This window comes from Klebsiella sp. CN_Kp088 (genome assembly GCF_040064335.1).
Taxonomy (GTDB): domain Bacteria; phylum Pseudomonadota; class Gammaproteobacteria; order Enterobacterales; family Enterobacteriaceae; genus Klebsiella; species Klebsiella aerogenes.
In genome coordinates this window covers 75,003-90,208 of the sequence record NZ_JBEAIQ010000014.1, presented here as the reverse complement: position 1 = coordinate 90,208, position 15,206 = coordinate 75,003, and the positions used below count along the sequence as shown (strand labels likewise).

Below are 15,206 nucleotides of genomic sequence, written 5' to 3'. Positions count from 1 at the left end.
ATTTCCGGCATCAGAGTGGAGATGAAGTAATTAAAAATTCTGCCTAATAGCGAATCGTTTTTAGAAGAAAAGCGGGATTAGATAGTTAAAAACAGGGATTAAAGAAATGGGTTCCCCCGGCTCGCGGTACTGGTAGCCCGGATCAGGCGCGGAGCGCCGCCATCCGGGGGGCAAGAAATACAGGTGTTAGCGGCCCGCCGCCAGCGCGGCGATATCCTGCGGCGTGGTGCGACAACAGCCGCCAATCAGCCTGGCGCCAGCCGCCAGCCACTGCGGCAAATAGGCCGCAAGCGTCGCGCAGGCTTCACCGTGATGATGCCAGGTCTTGGTCAGCGCATCATAGTGCTCGCCGGAGTTAGGATAGACCACCAGCGGCAGCGACGTCAGGCTGTGCAGATGCTGCAGCGCGGCGGTGGTATTTTCCAGCGCGATACAGTTAATCCCCAGCGCCAGCACCTGGGGATTATCGGCCAATACCGCAACAACCTCGCGCAGCCGCGTGCCGTCACTGAGATGTTCGGCGTCGCGCAGGGTCAACGAGAACCAGGCGCGGGCGCGCGGGTAGTCACGCAGCAGCGCCGCCAGGGCCGTGATTTCGGCAAACGACGGTAGCGTTTCACAGGCCAGCAGGTCCGCCCCGGCATCCAGCAGCGCTTCGACGCGCGGGCGGTGGAACGCCTGAAACGCCTCCGCACTGCGCTGATAATCGCCGCGATACTCAGAGCCATCCGCCAGATACGCGCCATACGGCCCGACCGACCCGGCCACCAGCAACGTTCCCGCCTGCGGGTTTTCCGCCAGATACGCCTCGCGGGCTTTACGCGCCAGCTCGACGCTTTTACCTATCAGCGCCTTCGACTGCGCCTCATCCAACCCGCGGGCGGCAAAGCCTGCCGGCGTTGCCTGATAGCTGGCGGTGATCGCCACCTGTGCGCCAGCGCGGAAATAGTCGAGATGCACATCGCGGATCAGCTGCGGATTCTCCAGCAGTACCTTCGCCGACCATAAACTATCGGCCAGATTGCAGCCGCGCGCTTCCAGCTCCGTCGCCATCGCGCCATCCAGCAGCACGAACGGTTGCGTTTCAAGGATTGCGGTTAGCGGATTATTCTGCGGCATGTTGCGGCTCCTGAGTTAATTTCCGTGTACGAGTCAGATAGTAAGCACCATAACACAGCGCGACGAACGGGATCCCGCACCACAGCGCAATACTCTGGCTTGGGTCAAAGGCCAGCCCCACGCAGGCCACCAGGCAGAGGACAAACCCCAGCACCGGCACCAGCGGATACCACGGCGCGCGATAGTGCAGCTCGCTTAACGCTTTGCCCTGTTGCAGATGGCGGCGGCGGAAGACAAAATGCGACGCGCAGATGCTCAGCCATACCGCGACCACCGCAAAACCGGAAATCGCCGACAGCGCAACAAACACCGTATCCGGCGCGACTACGCTGGAAAACAGCGCCAGCACGCCGCCCAGCATGCTCACCGTCAGCGCGGTTAGCGGCACGCCGCGTTTATTCACTTTGGCAAAGCAGGCTGGCAACGTCTTCTCATTTGATAGCGACCACAGCATCCGTCCGGAGGCATACAGGCCGGAGTTGGCCGCCGACAAAATCGCGGTCAGGATCACGAAGTTAAAAATATCCGCCGCATAAGGAATGCCGACCTTTTCAAACACCAGTACGAACGGGCTTTTTTCCACCCCCGCCTGCTGCATCGGGATTAACGCGGCGAGCACGAAAACGGTGCCGATAAAGAAAATAATCAGCCGGGCAATAGTGGTGCGGATCGCGACCGGAATCACCTGATGCGGGTTTTGCGTCTCACCGGCGGCAATACCGATAAGTTCGGTGCCCGAGAAAGCGAAGTTCACCGCCACCATGGTCATCAGGATCGGCAGGCCGCCATGGGGGAACCAGCCTTCGGCGGTGATGTTATGCAGCCCTGGCGCCGGTGAACCGTCGGTCAGCGGAATAAAGCCGAAGATGGCCGCGCCGCCGAGAATAATAAAAGCAATGATGGTGATCACTTTGACCAGCGAGAACCAAAATTCGCCTTCGGCAAAGAAGCGGGTAGAGATAACATTCAGGGCGAAAATCACCGCGCAGAAAATCACGCACCAGACCCACACCGGCACCTGCGGGAACCAGTACTGCATACAGAATCCGGCGGCGGTAAAGCTCGAGCCGAGCGCCACGGTCCAGGTCAGCCAGTAGAGCCACGCCACGGTATAGCCGGTCGCCGGGCCGAGATAACGCGCGGCATACACGTGAAAGGCGCCGGTTTCCGGCATCGCCACCGACAGTTCGCCAAGACACTGCATCACCAGCCAGACCACCAGCGCGCCGATCAGATACGCCAGTAGCGTGCCCGCCGCGCCGGTGGTCGAGATAATATAGCCGGTATTGAAGAATAACCCTGTGCCAATGACGCCGCCCAGCGAGAGCATAATCAGGTGGCGCGTTTTCATGGTGCGCTTAAGTTGCCCACCTTGTTGTTGTGATGTTGTTTGCATATTGCCTTCTTTATGTATGGACGTCTAAACATCCAAATGAAGGTCATTTATACCGTGACGGCGGGGAAATTGCAAAACGGGGATGGGAAAAAAACAGGGCGAACAGGCGTAGGAGCCTGGGTTTAAAGCTGCTTGGGCTGCGGAGCCTCTCCTTTTTACCGCAACCGCAAGCAGCCTTCGGCTACACAGAGCACACCTCGTTCCAGTAGGCTTCGCGCGTCCAGCGCCGCTCAGTATGTTTTGTCATGGCGAAACCACCGGGTTTCCACGTTGCCGAGATCCACGCCATACAGGCTGGCGACCGGCAAGATCGCCTCCATCATCCGTTGACCATCTTGCTGCCCGGCTTCTCCGTTAGATAAAAAAGCCAGCCAGCCGGTAATCCGTTGCCACAGCGCTACTTTCATTTCTCCTCCATCGGTCGGGTTTGCGTTGTTGTTATTTCAACCACAATCGCCGACGGGCGGGAAATATCAATTCCGAATTTGTAATCCTGGAAGATGCATATTAGCCGCTGCGCTTCGGTGACTAACCCCTTCCTGTAAAAGCGATTTGATTAACGGCAATATCCCCATTTTTATTAAGAGATTTTGGTTATAGATAAGAATTTTTTCTTCTTTGCCGGACGAGGCGCTTTTGTGGGAGCGTGATAAACACAAAACAAAACAGGGATTCAGGGGAATGATGATGCATAAAACTTATACCAAAATCGCTTTTGCGCTGGGCGCGCTGCTGCTGACCGCCCAGGTTCAGGCCGACCAGTTAGCCGATATCAAAGCCGCCGGGGTGGTGAAGGTCGCCACCTTCGACGCTAACCCGCCGTTTGGTTCCGTGGATGCCAAAACCCATCAACTGGTGGGTTACGACGTCGATTTCGCGCAGGCGCTGGCGAAATCTCTTGGCGTCAAGCTTGAGCTGATGGCCACTAACCCGGCTAACCGTATTCCTCTGCTGCAGTCCGGTAAGGCCGACCTGATCGTCGCCGATATCACCATTACCCCGGAGCGTGCGCAGGTCATTGATTTCTCAACGCCCTACTTTGTGACCGGCCAGCAGTTCCTGGTTCCGGCTAAGTCGCCGGATAAACTGGATGACTACAGCAAAGCGCGCATCGGCGCGGTAAAAGGCACCACCGGCGAACAGGCGCTGCACCAGCGCTTCCCGCAGTCGCGGGTGCTCTCCTATGACGATATTCCATTGGCGCTGACCGCCCTGCGAAACGGCAACGTGCAGGCGATAACCCAGGACAGCACCATTCTCGCCGGGCTGCTGGCGGGCGCGCCGGATAAAGCCAACTTTAAAATTCTGCCGGATTTGCTGAGCAAAGAAGAGATTGGCGTCGGTGTGAAAAAAGGCGAGCCGGCGCTGCTGAAAGCGGTGAACGACGAGCTGGTTAAGCTGGAAAAATCCGGCCAGGCGGCGAAAATCTACGACACCTGGTTTGGCCCTGGCACCGCCTCTCCGCAGCCGCGCGCCTTTACCATAGAAGCGAAATAATCCAGATGTTTTCCGCCTTATTTTCACGCTCCGCGGCTTCGGCCGCGGATTTCTCGCATCTGCAGCAGGCCAGTATTACCTTTCGCGACGTGGTTAAACGCTACGGCGATCATCAGGTACTTAACGGCGTTAATTTAACGGTCAATCCCGGTGAAGTGGTGGCGATCCTCGGGCCATCAGGATCGGGTAAATCAACGCTGATCCGCCTGATCAACCAGCTTGAATCCTTAAGCGGCGGCGAGATCCTCATCGATGGCAAACCGACCCGCCGCCTGACCGGCAGCGCGCTGCGCCAATTGCGCAGCCGGGTCGGCTTCGTTTTTCAGCAGTTCAATCTCTACGCTCACCTGACGGCGCAGGAGAATATTACCCTCGCGCTGGAGCGCGTGCACGGCTGGCAACACGATGCCGCCCAAAAGCGGGCGCTGGAATTACTCACCCAGGTCGGCCTCACGGATAAAGCGCGGCAGATGCCCGCTCAGCTCTCCGGCGGCCAACAGCAGCGCGTCGCCATCGCCCGCGCCCTTGCCTCCTCGCCGCAAATCATCCTGTTTGATGAACCAACCTCGGCGCTGGATCCGGAGATGATCGGCGAAGTGCTGCAGGTGATGAAAGCCCTGGCCCACAGCGGTATCACCATGGTGGTGGTCACTCACGAGATGCAGTTTGCCCGCGAAATCGCCGATCGGGTGGTGTTTATCGACGGTGGCGAAATCCTCGAAACCGCGCCGCCGGCGGAATTTTTCGCCCGCCCGCAGCATGCGCGTACCCGCCGTTTTCTGCAGAAGGTGCTCGACCCGCTACATCAGGAGAGCGTTGAGTGATGGCGATTCTCGACTGGCATGGCGTGCTCAGCGGGCAGCCGCTGCAGTGGATTATCTCCGGTTTTCTCACTACCGTCTGGGTCAGCGTGGCCGGGATACTGCTGGCCACCGCGCTGGCGGTGCTACTGCTGGCGCTGCGTCTCGGCGGCGGACGCCCCGGCCGCTGGCTGGTGGCGGCGTGGGTATCGCTGTTTCGCAATACGCCGCTATTGGTCCAACTGCTGTTCTGGTACTTCGCCGCCTGGAACCTGCTGCCGCTGGCGGCGCGCGATTTTATCAACGACTCCCATAGCTGGTCGATTCTACCGGGCGACGTCTGGTGGCTGACGCCGGAATTTCTCTGCTCAATGTGGGGGCTCGGCGTATTTACCTCGGCATTTCTGGTGGAAGAGATTGCCGCCGGGTTGCGCGCCGTGAGCCACGGCCAGCGCGAAGCGGCGCTGTCGCAGGGATTTAGCCCGTGGGGGGAATTACGTTTTATTCTGCTGCCGCAGGGGCTGGCCAACGCCTGGCAGCCGATTGTCGGCCAGTACCTGAACCTGATGAAACTCTCTTCGCTGGCCAGCGGTATTGGCTTCGCCGAGCTCACCTACCAGGTACGGCAAATCGAGAGCTATAACGCCCATGCGCTGGAGGCCTTTGCTGTCGGCACCGCACTATATCTTGCGCTGGGGATCGTTATGGGGCTGGCGCTGACGCGCTTCGGTCCAGGATATCGTCAGCCACGGAGCGCACAACATGAACGCTAACCTCGCGGTGATCGCCGACAACCTTGATTATCTGCTGTGGGGACGGCTGGCGGAAGGCCAACCCGGCGGCGTGGCGCTCACCTTACTGATGGCCATCGGCGCGACCGCGCTGGCGCTACCGGGCGGTATTCTGCTAGCCTGCGCCGCCTGGCGCTACGGCGGAGCGGTCCGTCGTCTGCTATTCCTGTGGGCGGAAATTATTCGCGGTATCCCGCTGATCTTCGTTATTTTCTGGCTGTGGTATCTGCTGCCGATGCTGACCGGCGGCGATCTGCCGGGCGCGGTAACGGTCACCCTGGCGCTGGCGTGGTTCACCGCCGCCTCGGTGATGCACTCGGTGCTGGCGGGGCTGCGCGCCCTGCCCGGCGGCCAGCATGAAGCGGCGCTGACGCAGGGCTTCACTCCTGGCCAGACGCTACGCTTAATCATGCTGCCGCAGGCGCTGCGCAACGTCCAGCCGTCGCTGGTCGGCATTTTTATCGGCCTGCTGAAGGACACCTCGCTGGCGTTTATCGTCAACGTGCCTGAACTCACTACCGTCGCCGGGCAGGTCAATAACCGGGTGCAAATCTACCCGCTGGCGATATTCGTCTTTACCGGCGCGGTTTACTATTTACTGTGCTGCGCCCTCAGCCAGCTGGCGAGCCGCCGTTTTACCAGGCGTAGCGCTGACAGGCGCTTCGCAGTCGATTGAGAAACAGCCGGGCATTGGCGGTGAGCGCCGATTTTTGCGACCACACCGCGCAATACTGCGCCGCCGGGAGCGTGGATACCGGCAGCGTGACCAGCTTTTCGCCAAGCTGCAGCGGCTGGTTCATGGCGCGCGCGACGATGGTCAAATAATCGGATTCCAGTACCATCTGCAAACCGACAATGACCGAGTCGGTGCGCAGCGGGGTAATCGACACCTGGCGATAAAAGTGAATCAGCTCGTTTTGTAACTGCTGGTAGTAGCCCATCGGCGACACCGGCAGCAGCCAGCGGGCTTTACGCAGCGCCAGCAGATCGCTCTCGTGCGCCAGCGGATGCCCCTTGCGCGCGATGACACAGAACGGCGCGGTAAACAGCGGTTCCAGCATCACCCCTTCCGGCGGATGCATCGGGTCGACCGATCCGATCGCCAGGTCTATCTCTCCGCTGCGGACGCCCGGCAGCAGTGACGAAAGCTGCCCCTCTTTCACCGTCATCTGCACCTGCGGCAGCGCCTGCTTAAACCCTTCGGCCACTTGCGGAAATACCGTCAGGGCAATCAACGACGAAAAGCCGACCGTCAGCCGACCGTGGGTGACATGGTTAATCTGTTCCACCTCATCCGCCGCGCGCCGCAGCTCCTCCAGCACCCACTCCGCGCGCTGTAAGAAAGCGATTCCCGCTTCGGTCAGGGCGACGCCTTCTTTACTGCGCAGAAAAAGTTGCGTACCGAGGATTTGCTCCAGCTCACGTAATGTCCGGCTCAGCGCCGGCTGCGATTGCCCCAGTTCACGCGCCGCCGAACGGATGCTGCCGCTGCGCGCCACCTGCCGTAGCGCCTGCAGCTGGTTTAATTTGGGAAGATATTTCACCGCTCACCCCTATCAGAAAAAAGCATCACCTATAGAAAAATTATATCTTCCCGCCGCGCGGGTAAAGCCTGAGGATGCAGTAGGGGATTCCCCCACGACAACACATGCAACCATGAGACACCGGGCGGAAAAAAATGAAAAGTCAGTCTCAGATGATCTTCTTACTGTTTATCGGCTACGTGGTCGTTTATATCGACAAAACCGTCACCGGCTTCGCGCTGCTGCCTATCGAAAAGGAGTTCGGGCTCAACGCCGAACAACTGGGCTACATTACCGGCATCTTTTTTCTCGCCTATTCGCTGTTTCAGGTGCCGGCGGGCTGGCTTAACGATCGCATTGGCTACAAAACGATGCTGGTGCTGTCGCTGACGACGCTGGGGATATTCGCGCTGTGCTTTGGCCTGCTGGGAGCGAGCTTCGGCCTGCTGCTGCTGTTCCGCTTTCTGTCAGGCGTCGGCCATTCAGGCTATCCCTGCTCCTGCGCCAAGGCGGTGGTAAGCAACTTCACTCTGGAACAACGTACCTTCGCCCAATCGATATTGCTGTCGTCAGCGGGACTGGCGATGACCATTGGGCCGATTATCGCCGTTAACGCGCTGGCGCTGCTCGGCTGGCATCTGTCGTTCACCGTACTGGGGATCGTGGCCTGCGCCATCGCCCTGCTGATCGCCCTGCGCGTGCCGCGCCGGCAACCGACGGCGGTGGTCGCGAAACAGAGCGCCGCCGGCGCCGCCCTGTGGCGTAACCCCACGGTAATCCTGCTCTTTCTGGCTATCTTTTGCGTCAATATTCCCAGCTATGGCCTGATGGCCTGGCTACCGAAGTTTTTTGTTCAGAGTATGGGGATGTCGCTGTCTGCATCCGGCTACGTGGTGGCCGCGGGCGGTCTGGGGATCTGGATCTCATCGCTCGGTACCGGCTGGCTGGTGGGTAAATATTTTCTTAATCGCGAACCACTGGTGATTGCCATCAGCGCGTTAATCAGCGCCGTGGCGATCTTCGCCATCTTCCATGCCCGGACGCCGCTGACCGCCAGCCTGCTGCTGTTTATCGGCGAAATTTTCCTGATGTCGACCTTCGTCACCGCCTTTACCCTGCCGATGAAGCGCCTGCCGGAAAATATGATGGGCTCGGCCATCGGTCTGATTAATACCGGCGGTACTCTCGGCGGCTTTGTCTCGCCGATCATCATTGGCTATCTGGTGGAGAAAACCCACGGTTACGCCAGCGCTTTCCTGTTTCTTTCACTGGCGATGGTTTGCTCCGCGCTGGCGGTGCTGCCGCTCATGAAACGTAAAACCGTCGTCAGTCAGCCCGTTATTGATTGAAGGAGTCACTGATGCATCACGCCACTGAACAATTAATTTCCGCCGCGGCCGAGGAAGCGCTGCGCTGGCGTCGCCATATCCACGCCCATCCGGATCTGTCGTTTAACGAGAAGCCGACCGCCGATTACATCGCCCGCGAGCTGGCGCTATTTTCCGGTCTCGAGATAAGCCGCCCGCTGGAAAATAGCGTGATTGCCGTACTGCGCGGCGCGCATCCGGGCCCGATGTGGGCGCTGCGGGCCGATATCGATGCCCTACCGCTCCAGGAAGAGAGCGGAGAAGCATTCTGCTCAACGAAGCCCGGCGTAATGCACGCCTGCGGTCACGACGCGCATACCGCGATGCTGATGGGGGCGGCGAAAGTCTTGTGCCAGCTTCGCGAACAGCTGCACGGCAGCATTAAATTCATCTTCCAGCCCGCGGAAGAGGTGCCGCCGGGCGGGGCGCGTGAGCTGGTTGAGCTAGGCGTGGTTGACGATGTCGAACATATTTTCGGCCTGCATGTTTTCCCCACCAGCCCGGTTGGCGTGATTACCCTGAAAGAGGGAGTGTACGTCGCTTCCAGCGATAACTTTGATATCACCATTCGCGGCAAAGGCGGCCACGGCTCGATGCCGCAGCACTGTATCGATCCGGTGACCATCGGCGCGGAAGTGGTCGGCGCGCTGCAGCAGATCGTCGCCCGCCATATCGACCCGGCCAACGCGCCAGTGCTGACTATCGCCACTTTTCAGGCCGGCGATAGCTATAACGTGATCCCCGACAGCGCGCGCCTGGCCGGGACGCTGCGTACCCATAACCAGCAGGTACGCGAGGCGGTGCCGCCGCTGATGGCGCGGATTATCGACGGCATCACCGCCGCCCACGGCGCCAGCTACGAAATCAAATGGCAGCAGGGCTATGCGGTGGGAAACAACCACGACGCCACCAATCATATCGCCCGCGAAGCCATAGCCCGCCATTTTCCGGCAGGCACGCTACAGCTGCAGGATAAGGCGCTATTCGGCAGCGAGGATTTCTCCTCCTATCAGGAGAAAATCCCCGGAACCTTCCTGTTTATCGGCTGCGGCAATGCGCAAAAAGGGGCGACGTGGAACGTGCACAACCCGCATTTTCGCATCGACGAAGATGCGCTGGCGGTCGGCATTAAGACCCATATCGCGCTGGTGAGTGAGTTGCTGAACGAGGAATAATTCAGGCGATTGCCCGGCTATTTCACCGGGCAATCATTGCTGATTTTAATAAATTTCTCGTTATAGATAATGTAGTGGTTGCCGGGCTTACGCAGCGACGGCTGGCGAACAACATCGCCGGGGCGCAGATACCAGGCGTCACCCTCCTCTTCCGTGGTGTCGCATCCCGGTTTTATCAGCAGCTTAAACCAGGTATTGCCGGTATTACTGACGCTCCCCGCCGCTTTATCGAACGCCCATTTAAACTGAACCTGCCGCGGGCGTACCACCAGAATGGTATCCATCACCACCACCGGCTCCATGCTGATCTGCCCGCCCGCCGGGGCGCGCATCACCAGGTTGCGGGTGGGAATTTCACGAAACGAGACCCGATAGTAGCGTTCGCGGTTATCCTTCGGCCCGTGATAATAGAACTTAAAATATTCGCTTTCACCCGCCTGCAGCGTCAGCTGGCGCGGGGCGAACAGCAGTTCGCCGTCCGCCGGGCGGGCACGAACCTCATGGCCGCCGGGCCGGTCGATACCCACCACCGACACCCGATATAGCCGCGCGCTTTTATTGTTGTTAATCACCCTTTTCGCCGCAAACTCAGCGTCAGAGGCCAGCGAAAAGGTCAGATTACCGACAGAAATCGCCTGCGCCAGCGGCGCGGCCAGCAGCCACAGGCTCGCCAGCGTCAGCTTAATTAATGTTACGCCACGTCGCCTGGACATGAATCTCTCCTGAAGCGCTGACCTCGCCAAACCAGCCGTTGTCGGTGATGGTGCGCAGCGAGATAGGATCGTCCATAGCAATCGAGAAGCGCACCGTTGTTTTATCCATCTGCCCCACCTCGCCGGAAATATCAGTCCACGGCGTGGTCAGCCATAGCGCATCGGTCATGTCGTGCCAGCTATTGTCGCAGCCGGCGTCGTAACTTTTCGTCGCCCCGCTTTGGGTAATGAAAGAGAGCGACGCCGGGAATGGCACCTGCGCGGTACCGTCCGCCGAGCTGAACAGGCAATACGAGCGCCCGCTAATCGCCTGTGACGGGCCGGTAACTTTAATCAACACCTCATCGGCGGCGGTTTTGCCGCTGGTGGTGACGATGTAGCCGAAATCCAGCGCCGGTTCGCCGCTGCCGACGTAGCCCTCACGTGACGGCGCCGAAGTGTACTCATCGGAGATAATGCTGATGCTGAAATCACGCGGTTTGATAATCAGGCTATTGGATGTCGAGAATTCATACCAGCCGGATTCCGGTGAAGTGGTGTTATAAAAACGGAAGTTAAACAAGTCTTTGGTGTTGATGTCACTAATGCCCAACGCCACCATCTGCTTGAAAAAGTTACTCGAGAAAAAGACGTAAATAGAATCAGAGCTCTTCATCTCGTTGAAAGTGTAATACTGCAGAATGCCGTTGACCGGTTTCCATGAGTTACCGTCAAGGCTGAACTGCATATCGTAGTTACCTACCGCCGATGCCAGCGCAGAGTTACTGATAGCCGGGAAAATGTGAATCGAACTGTTGCTTAACCCATTAGTTTGCAGCGTATAGTTAACCATTTTGCAGCTTAAACCGGAACGAGAACCAATCGTTTGTGTACGGCAATCGGCATTGCCTTCGCCCAGCGTGGGCACGCCGTCACTATTGATAAACACTTCCGCCAGTGAGTGGGTGTTTATCAGGCGTAAGTGCCCCGCTTTGGTATGGGTTACGTCGCGGATATACCAGGTACCTGACGCCTGATCTTTGCAACGCTCGCCTTTGCTCGCATCGTAAGCGACCGATGTCTGGCAGGAATTAATCGTCATCGTAAAACTACCGCCGATCGGCATCTGCTGCAGGTATTGATAAAAGGCATCGGACATCATCCCGTGACGCCATTTCGTCCCGCTCCCCGTTGAGACGCCGTAAAATCCATTAGCATCGGTAGACTGGGGTAAAATCAGGCTGGTTGCCAGGTCGCATCCCGAGTACCAGTTAATACACCGTAAACCCAGTAAAGGGTGAGAGACCGGCGCATTATCCAGCCACATATCAAACCGATAGTTAGCGGTGATCCCATGGTTGTGACCATCATCGATATAACCCAGACTGACCTGACGGTACGCGGTATCACCAGAACCGGTTGATTTTAACCCGGTCCAGCGGTTTGAGCCGGTCAGGCGGGGATCCAGCGCGCCGCCAGGGGTGACAAAGAAGTTGTCATCAGAGTTGTTCTCGACAAAGACAAATTCACGCGCCGGAGCAGCGGCTTCAGAATATTTTGTCACCGCCGCATCAGCGTTCATCGCCAGCGGCGCGATCGTCAGCGTCGCCAAAGCGAGTAGCCACTTAGCTTTCATTACCTTCTCCTGTCTGCTGCACCGCCGCCCATGAAGAGAGACCGCTGCATACTACGTCCCCTACCCACACCGCGCCGCGCGCCTGGCTGAGCTCCAGCGCCACTTCACAGGTTTTATTTCCGCCGTAGCTAAAATCAATGGTGGGATATTTTTTATCGACATCCATGACAAATTCACCGTTCTCATCGGTGCGGGTGCGCCCGATATGGTTATTAATGCGCGCGTTCGCCAGCAGCGTGCCGTCTTCGGCGCGGATGCGCCCGGAGACGGTGACCATTTGCTTCACTTCCGGCTCGATCACCGCCACGTTACCGGGATAAAGCGTCAGGTGACTCTTACGACCGCTGACAATGTCGTAGCTGTCGAGCGAGTTTTTACTGTTCTGCAGTTCGACTTCATAGCGGCTGTACGGCGAAAGCGGCAGGTAGTTGCGTTTACCGCTGAGCTGCACGATGCGCCCGTTAACCTTAGCGCTGAGCTTGCCGTCGTCTTCCAGACCGGTATTGAAGATCACCCCGGCATTGCCATCGGTTCTCCCGCTGGCGGCGATATTTTTCCCCTGCCAGCCGACGCTGCCGCTGGCGGTCAGGTTGGTATTCACGTAGCCGTCGGCGCCGCTGTTGACGTTCAGCGTGCCGTTGGTGTAGCGCGTTTCGAACTGCGTATAAGCGCCGCCGCTTAAGGTTTTGTCGTCGCCGGTATCGCCGGAAATCGCCCGCGAAATATTGGCGCCGACGGTTCGAATCGCCCCTTCATTAAACTGCTTACGCGCCGAAATGTTGGCCATGGTATAGCCGTTCTGATGGGTCATCCCGGCGCTGAACCAGTTGCCCAGCGGCAGTGATAAATCGAGGGCGATATATTTCCCGGTGTTGGCGTTGCTATCGCCGTTGTTATAGCGCTGTAAGCCCGCGCGCAGGCCTAGCGAGCCAAAAGAGCCGCTATAAATCGTCTGGTAATAATCCGCCGTGTAGTAATGGCTGTTGTAGCGGCGGTCATCGTTGTAGCTGATGCTAAAAGTGCCTAGTTTTGACCACAGGGCGTTCAGGTTCAGCGTGCCGCCGATCGCCCGGTTGTCGGCATCGCTGCGGCGCAGCTTATCGCCGATAACGGTCTTTTCCTGGTTAATCCACAGCGAGCTAAAGCCGCCGGGTAAGGTGGCGCTGACGCTGCCGATGCTGCTCCAGGAGCTGTCGCTGGCCAGCATGTTTTGCAGGTTGATATTCACCGCCTCGGTCAGCGGCAGCGTGATGCGCGTTTCGCCGACGGCATTGTTATCATAACCGTAGCCGGTGGCCGCCCAACTGAGCGTGCTCAACGATCCGGAAGCCGATGCCCCCGCCAGCCAGCTCTCTTTCGCCGGCTGCGTCTTTTTACCGCTTTCCGACCAGCGGTCCATATGGAAACTGCCGCCCCAGATTTGCCAGGCCAGCGGCGCGCCCGCGCCGCGTCCGCGAGTAAACAGCTTGTTGACGCGTTGGGTGCGTTTGCTGACCACTCTTCCGTTGACGATAACTTCGACGTCAACGTCGTAAATACCGTACGGCAGGCCTCGGGTATCAACTTCATGATTCCCCATAACGAAGTTCTGCACGCTTAACAGGCGCCCGTCACGCATCAGGTGGACCTCGCCTGCCGCCGGTAAGAATGCCACCACCGGCGTCGCCGACTGGCTGTTATCAAATACCGTCGAACTGGCCTGGTTGCCCCACGACGCGCCGTAGATTTTACCGGCCGAAATCGCGGTCATCGGCCCCAGCGATTGTAAGTTCCAGGTATCCAGCATTCCGCCGGCAAAACGGTGCCCGGCGAAGTCGCGCTCGTACATCGCTTTATACAGTTCGTTGTCCTGGTGGCTGGTGCCGATGCCGTACAGCGAGCCGTCGAGCACCACGTGATGCTCGCGCAGCGCGCTAACGCTATTGAGTGACAGATAGCTGGAGGTATTACTGCCACCGCTACGCATCTGGTTGTTGTAGACCCCGAGGTTGTAGGTAAGGTTATTACTGAAAGTTTTAACGCTCGACTGGCCAATATCCTCGCTGCGCGACCGCAGCACGGTGCCCAGCGCCTCACGTTTCACCACCAGTTGTAGCAGCAACTGGCGCAGACTAAGTTGCAGCTGCGCGGCATCGGTTAAGGGGATCTTCAGCGCGTCGTTGAAAGCCTCATTGGATAAACGGCTGAGCTGTTGACGTGTCTCGTCGCTGACGCGAGCGTTGTCATCGCCCTCTTCGAGGGTGATTTGCCGAACCCGCAGCACATCGCCATCAAGCCAGATATACGCGGCGCCGATACGCTGATCGTTCTGATTATCGCGGCTGCCTTCAAGATGAATAAACAGAGGGATGCTCATGCCGTCCTGCAAAGCCTGGCTGAAAGCCTGCGGGATAATCACGCCGCCGATTTGCTGCACGCGCTCGGCGGCCATGCTGTCGCTATAAGGCGCCAGCAAAAGAACCATGCCGGAGGCAAGCAGCGCGTTCAGTCCAGGGGTGATCCGTCGTAAAGGCATAGTCTTAATCCATCAGCACACATGTCTATTTCACGGGAACAAACTGCTCGCCCTGCCAGAGCGCGACCCGTCCTTTTTTGTCAGCAATATTGACGCGCGTGAAGCGACGCGATTTCCCTGGCATCAGGTAGTAATTTTCTTTGCACTCTTTGCCATCGGCGATTTTCAGACACGGGCCGTAGGCGATGATGCGCAGGGTGGCGTTACCGGTATTGGTCAGCGTGTCGCCGGCAAACTGATAGCGAAAATTAGCCTGACGCGGCGCCACCACCAGAATGGTGCCGATGCGGGCTGAAGCGGTGGCCACCGCGCTGCGCTGGGAGCCATTGCGCTGGGCATCGCTTAAGGCCTGATCGAACCAGACAATGCGGTAGTAGCGCTCTTTATCATCCGCCGGGCCTTTGTAGAAAAAGCGCACCACTTCACTGGCCTTTGCGGGCAATAACAAGCTGGCGGGGGTCAACAGGACTTCATCCTGTTTATCCATCGGGATCACCTTGCCGCCATCCAGCGGTGAAGAGAGACGTTCCAGATGAATGTTGATTAAGCGGCCGCTGTCGGTGGTATTTTTAATCTCTTTACTCAGCGTGCTGCTGCCGCTGTTCATAAAGGAAGAGATATCGCCGACATCCAGCGCCAGCGCGGGATTCGCCAATCCCAGCAGCAGGCCAATGGCCAGAAGATGTTTTTTCATA

At 58.4% G+C, this 15,206-nt stretch carries 14 protein-coding genes; 6 read left to right on the top strand and 8 right to left on the bottom strand.

Annotated features, from left to right (window positions below):
• Nucleotides 1–186: 186 nt before the first annotated feature.
• The 3 genes from mmuM to ABLV08_RS03980 form a co-directional block, all read right to left on the bottom strand.
• Nucleotides 187–1,119 (bottom strand): homocysteine S-methyltransferase, encoded by a 933-nt coding sequence (gene mmuM, locus ABLV08_RS03990; protein WP_348855594.1) that lies wholly within the window; start codon nucleotides 1,117–1,119, stop codon nucleotides 187–189.
• A complete protein-coding gene (gene mmuP / locus ABLV08_RS03985) occupies nucleotides 1,106–2,515 on the bottom strand; it encodes an S-methylmethionine permease (protein ID WP_334754445.1) in 1,410 nt (469 codons plus the stop codon). The genes mmuM and mmuP overlap by 14 nt, the downstream gene beginning before the upstream one ends.
• A gap of 230 nt (nucleotides 2,516–2,745) precedes the next feature.
• Nucleotides 2,746–2,922, bottom strand: a complete 177-nt coding sequence (locus ABLV08_RS03980; RefSeq protein WP_015368101.1) for a hypothetical protein — start codon at nucleotides 2,920–2,922, stop codon at nucleotides 2,746–2,748.
• A gap of 277 nt (nucleotides 2,923–3,199) precedes the next feature.
• Between ABLV08_RS03980 and ABLV08_RS03975 the strand changes: the two genes are divergently transcribed.
• Genes ABLV08_RS03975 through ABLV08_RS03960 form a run of 4 tightly spaced genes read left to right on the top strand, consistent with a single transcriptional unit; the run spans nucleotide 3,200 to nucleotide 6,279 of the window.
• Nucleotides 3,200–4,012 carry an ABC transporter substrate-binding protein gene (locus ABLV08_RS03975; protein ID WP_348855629.1) on the top strand — a complete coding sequence of 271 codons (813 nt, stop codon included), beginning with the start codon at nucleotides 3,200–3,202 and terminating at the stop codon, nucleotides 4,010–4,012.
• Between the two features lie 5 nt (nucleotides 4,013–4,017).
• Entirely contained in the window at nucleotides 4,018–4,836 is an 819-nt protein-coding gene (locus ABLV08_RS03970) for an amino acid ABC transporter ATP-binding protein (protein WP_032707519.1), read from the top strand.
• Complete coding sequence (locus ABLV08_RS03965) at nucleotides 4,833–5,585, top strand: amino acid ABC transporter permease (RefSeq protein ID WP_161798764.1); 753 nt, start codon at nucleotides 4,833–4,835, stop codon at nucleotides 5,583–5,585. Before ABLV08_RS03970 ends, ABLV08_RS03965 begins: the two co-directional genes overlap by 4 nt.
• Nucleotides 5,575–6,279 carry an amino acid ABC transporter permease gene (locus ABLV08_RS03960; protein WP_045388475.1) on the top strand — a complete coding sequence of 235 codons (705 nt, stop codon included), beginning with the start codon at nucleotides 5,575–5,577 and terminating at the stop codon, nucleotides 6,277–6,279. Before ABLV08_RS03965 ends, ABLV08_RS03960 begins: the two co-directional genes overlap by 11 nt.
• On the opposite strand, the gene ABLV08_RS03955 is transcribed toward ABLV08_RS03960, so the two are convergent.
• Entirely contained in the window at nucleotides 6,239–7,147 is a 909-nt protein-coding gene (locus tag ABLV08_RS03955) for a LysR substrate-binding domain-containing protein (protein ID WP_032707516.1), read from the bottom strand. The genes ABLV08_RS03960 and ABLV08_RS03955 overlap by 41 nt on opposite strands.
• Nucleotides 7,148–7,281: 134 nt before the next feature.
• On the opposite strand from ABLV08_RS03955, the gene ABLV08_RS03950 reads away from it, so the two are divergent.
• A complete protein-coding gene (locus ABLV08_RS03950) occupies nucleotides 7,282–8,475 on the top strand; it encodes an MFS transporter (protein WP_348855593.1) in 1,194 nt (397 codons plus the stop codon).
• 11 nt (nucleotides 8,476–8,486) lie between these two features.
• Nucleotides 8,487–9,668 (top strand): amidohydrolase, encoded by a 1,182-nt coding sequence (locus tag ABLV08_RS03945; protein WP_046884030.1) that lies wholly within the window; start codon nucleotides 8,487–8,489, stop codon nucleotides 9,666–9,668.
• A gap of 17 nt (nucleotides 9,669–9,685) precedes the next feature.
• On the opposite strand, the gene ABLV08_RS03940 is transcribed toward ABLV08_RS03945, so the two are convergent.
• From ABLV08_RS03940 to ABLV08_RS03925, 4 genes are read right to left on the bottom strand one after another with little or no spacing between them, the layout of a single operon-like run.
• Nucleotides 9,686–10,381, bottom strand: coding sequence for a fimbria/pilus periplasmic chaperone (locus ABLV08_RS03940; protein ID WP_015704522.1), 696 nt, complete (start codon nucleotides 10,379–10,381; stop codon nucleotides 9,686–9,688).
• Complete coding sequence (locus ABLV08_RS03935; protein WP_348855628.1) at nucleotides 10,350–11,942, bottom strand: hypothetical protein; 1,593 nt, start codon at nucleotides 11,940–11,942, stop codon at nucleotides 10,350–10,352. The genes ABLV08_RS03940 and ABLV08_RS03935 overlap by 32 nt, the downstream gene beginning before the upstream one ends.
• A 43-nt stretch (nucleotides 11,943–11,985) precedes the next feature.
• Nucleotides 11,986–14,511 (bottom strand): fimbrial biogenesis outer membrane usher protein, encoded by a 2,526-nt coding sequence (locus tag ABLV08_RS03930; RefSeq protein WP_032707514.1) that lies wholly within the window; start codon nucleotides 14,509–14,511, stop codon nucleotides 11,986–11,988.
• Nucleotides 14,512–14,536: 25 nt separating this feature from the next.
• Nucleotides 14,537–15,205 carry a hypothetical protein gene (locus ABLV08_RS03925; protein ID WP_015368090.1) on the bottom strand — a complete coding sequence of 223 codons (669 nt, stop codon included), beginning with the start codon at nucleotides 15,203–15,205 and terminating at the stop codon, nucleotides 14,537–14,539.
• Nucleotide 15,206: the final 1 nt, after the last annotated feature.

What these genes read in the sequence shown, in the direction of transcription:
- ABLV08_RS03930 (WP_032707514.1), bottom strand. Translation starts at nt 14,511, where the DNA reads ATGCCTTTACGACGGATCACCCCTGGACTGAACGCGCTGCTTGCCTCC.
- ABLV08_RS03975 (WP_348855629.1), top strand. Translation starts at nt 3,200, where the DNA reads ATGATGCATAAAACTTATACCAAAATCGCTTTTGCGCTGGGCGCGCTG.
- ABLV08_RS03980 (WP_015368101.1), bottom strand. Translation starts at nt 2,922, where the DNA reads ATGAAAGTAGCGCTGTGGCAACGGATTACCGGCTGGCTGGCTTTTTTA.
- ABLV08_RS03970 (WP_032707519.1), top strand. Translation starts at nt 4,018, where the DNA reads ATGTTTTCCGCCTTATTTTCACGCTCCGCGGCTTCGGCCGCGGATTTC.
- ABLV08_RS03935 (WP_348855628.1), bottom strand. Translation starts at nt 11,942, where the DNA reads ATGAACGCTGATGCGGCGGTGACAAAATATTCTGAAGCCGCTGCTCCG.
- mmuM (WP_348855594.1), bottom strand. Translation starts at nt 1,119, where the DNA reads ATGCCGCAGAATAATCCGCTAACCGCAATCCTTGAAACGCAACCGTTC.
- mmuP (WP_334754445.1), bottom strand. Translation starts at nt 2,515, where the DNA reads ATGCAAACAACATCACAACAACAAGGTGGGCAACTTAAGCGCACCATG.
- ABLV08_RS03940 (WP_015704522.1), bottom strand. Translation starts at nt 10,381, where the DNA reads ATGTCCAGGCGACGTGGCGTAACATTAATTAAGCTGACGCTGGCGAGC.
- ABLV08_RS03960 (WP_045388475.1), top strand. Translation starts at nt 5,575, where the DNA reads ATGAACGCTAACCTCGCGGTGATCGCCGACAACCTTGATTATCTGCTG.
- ABLV08_RS03945 (WP_046884030.1), top strand. Translation starts at nt 8,487, where the DNA reads ATGCATCACGCCACTGAACAATTAATTTCCGCCGCGGCCGAGGAAGCG.
- ABLV08_RS03950 (WP_348855593.1), top strand. Translation starts at nt 7,282, where the DNA reads ATGAAAAGTCAGTCTCAGATGATCTTCTTACTGTTTATCGGCTACGTG.
- ABLV08_RS03925 (WP_015368090.1), bottom strand. Translation starts at nt 15,205, where the DNA reads ATGAAAAAACATCTTCTGGCCATTGGCCTGCTGCTGGGATTGGCGAAT.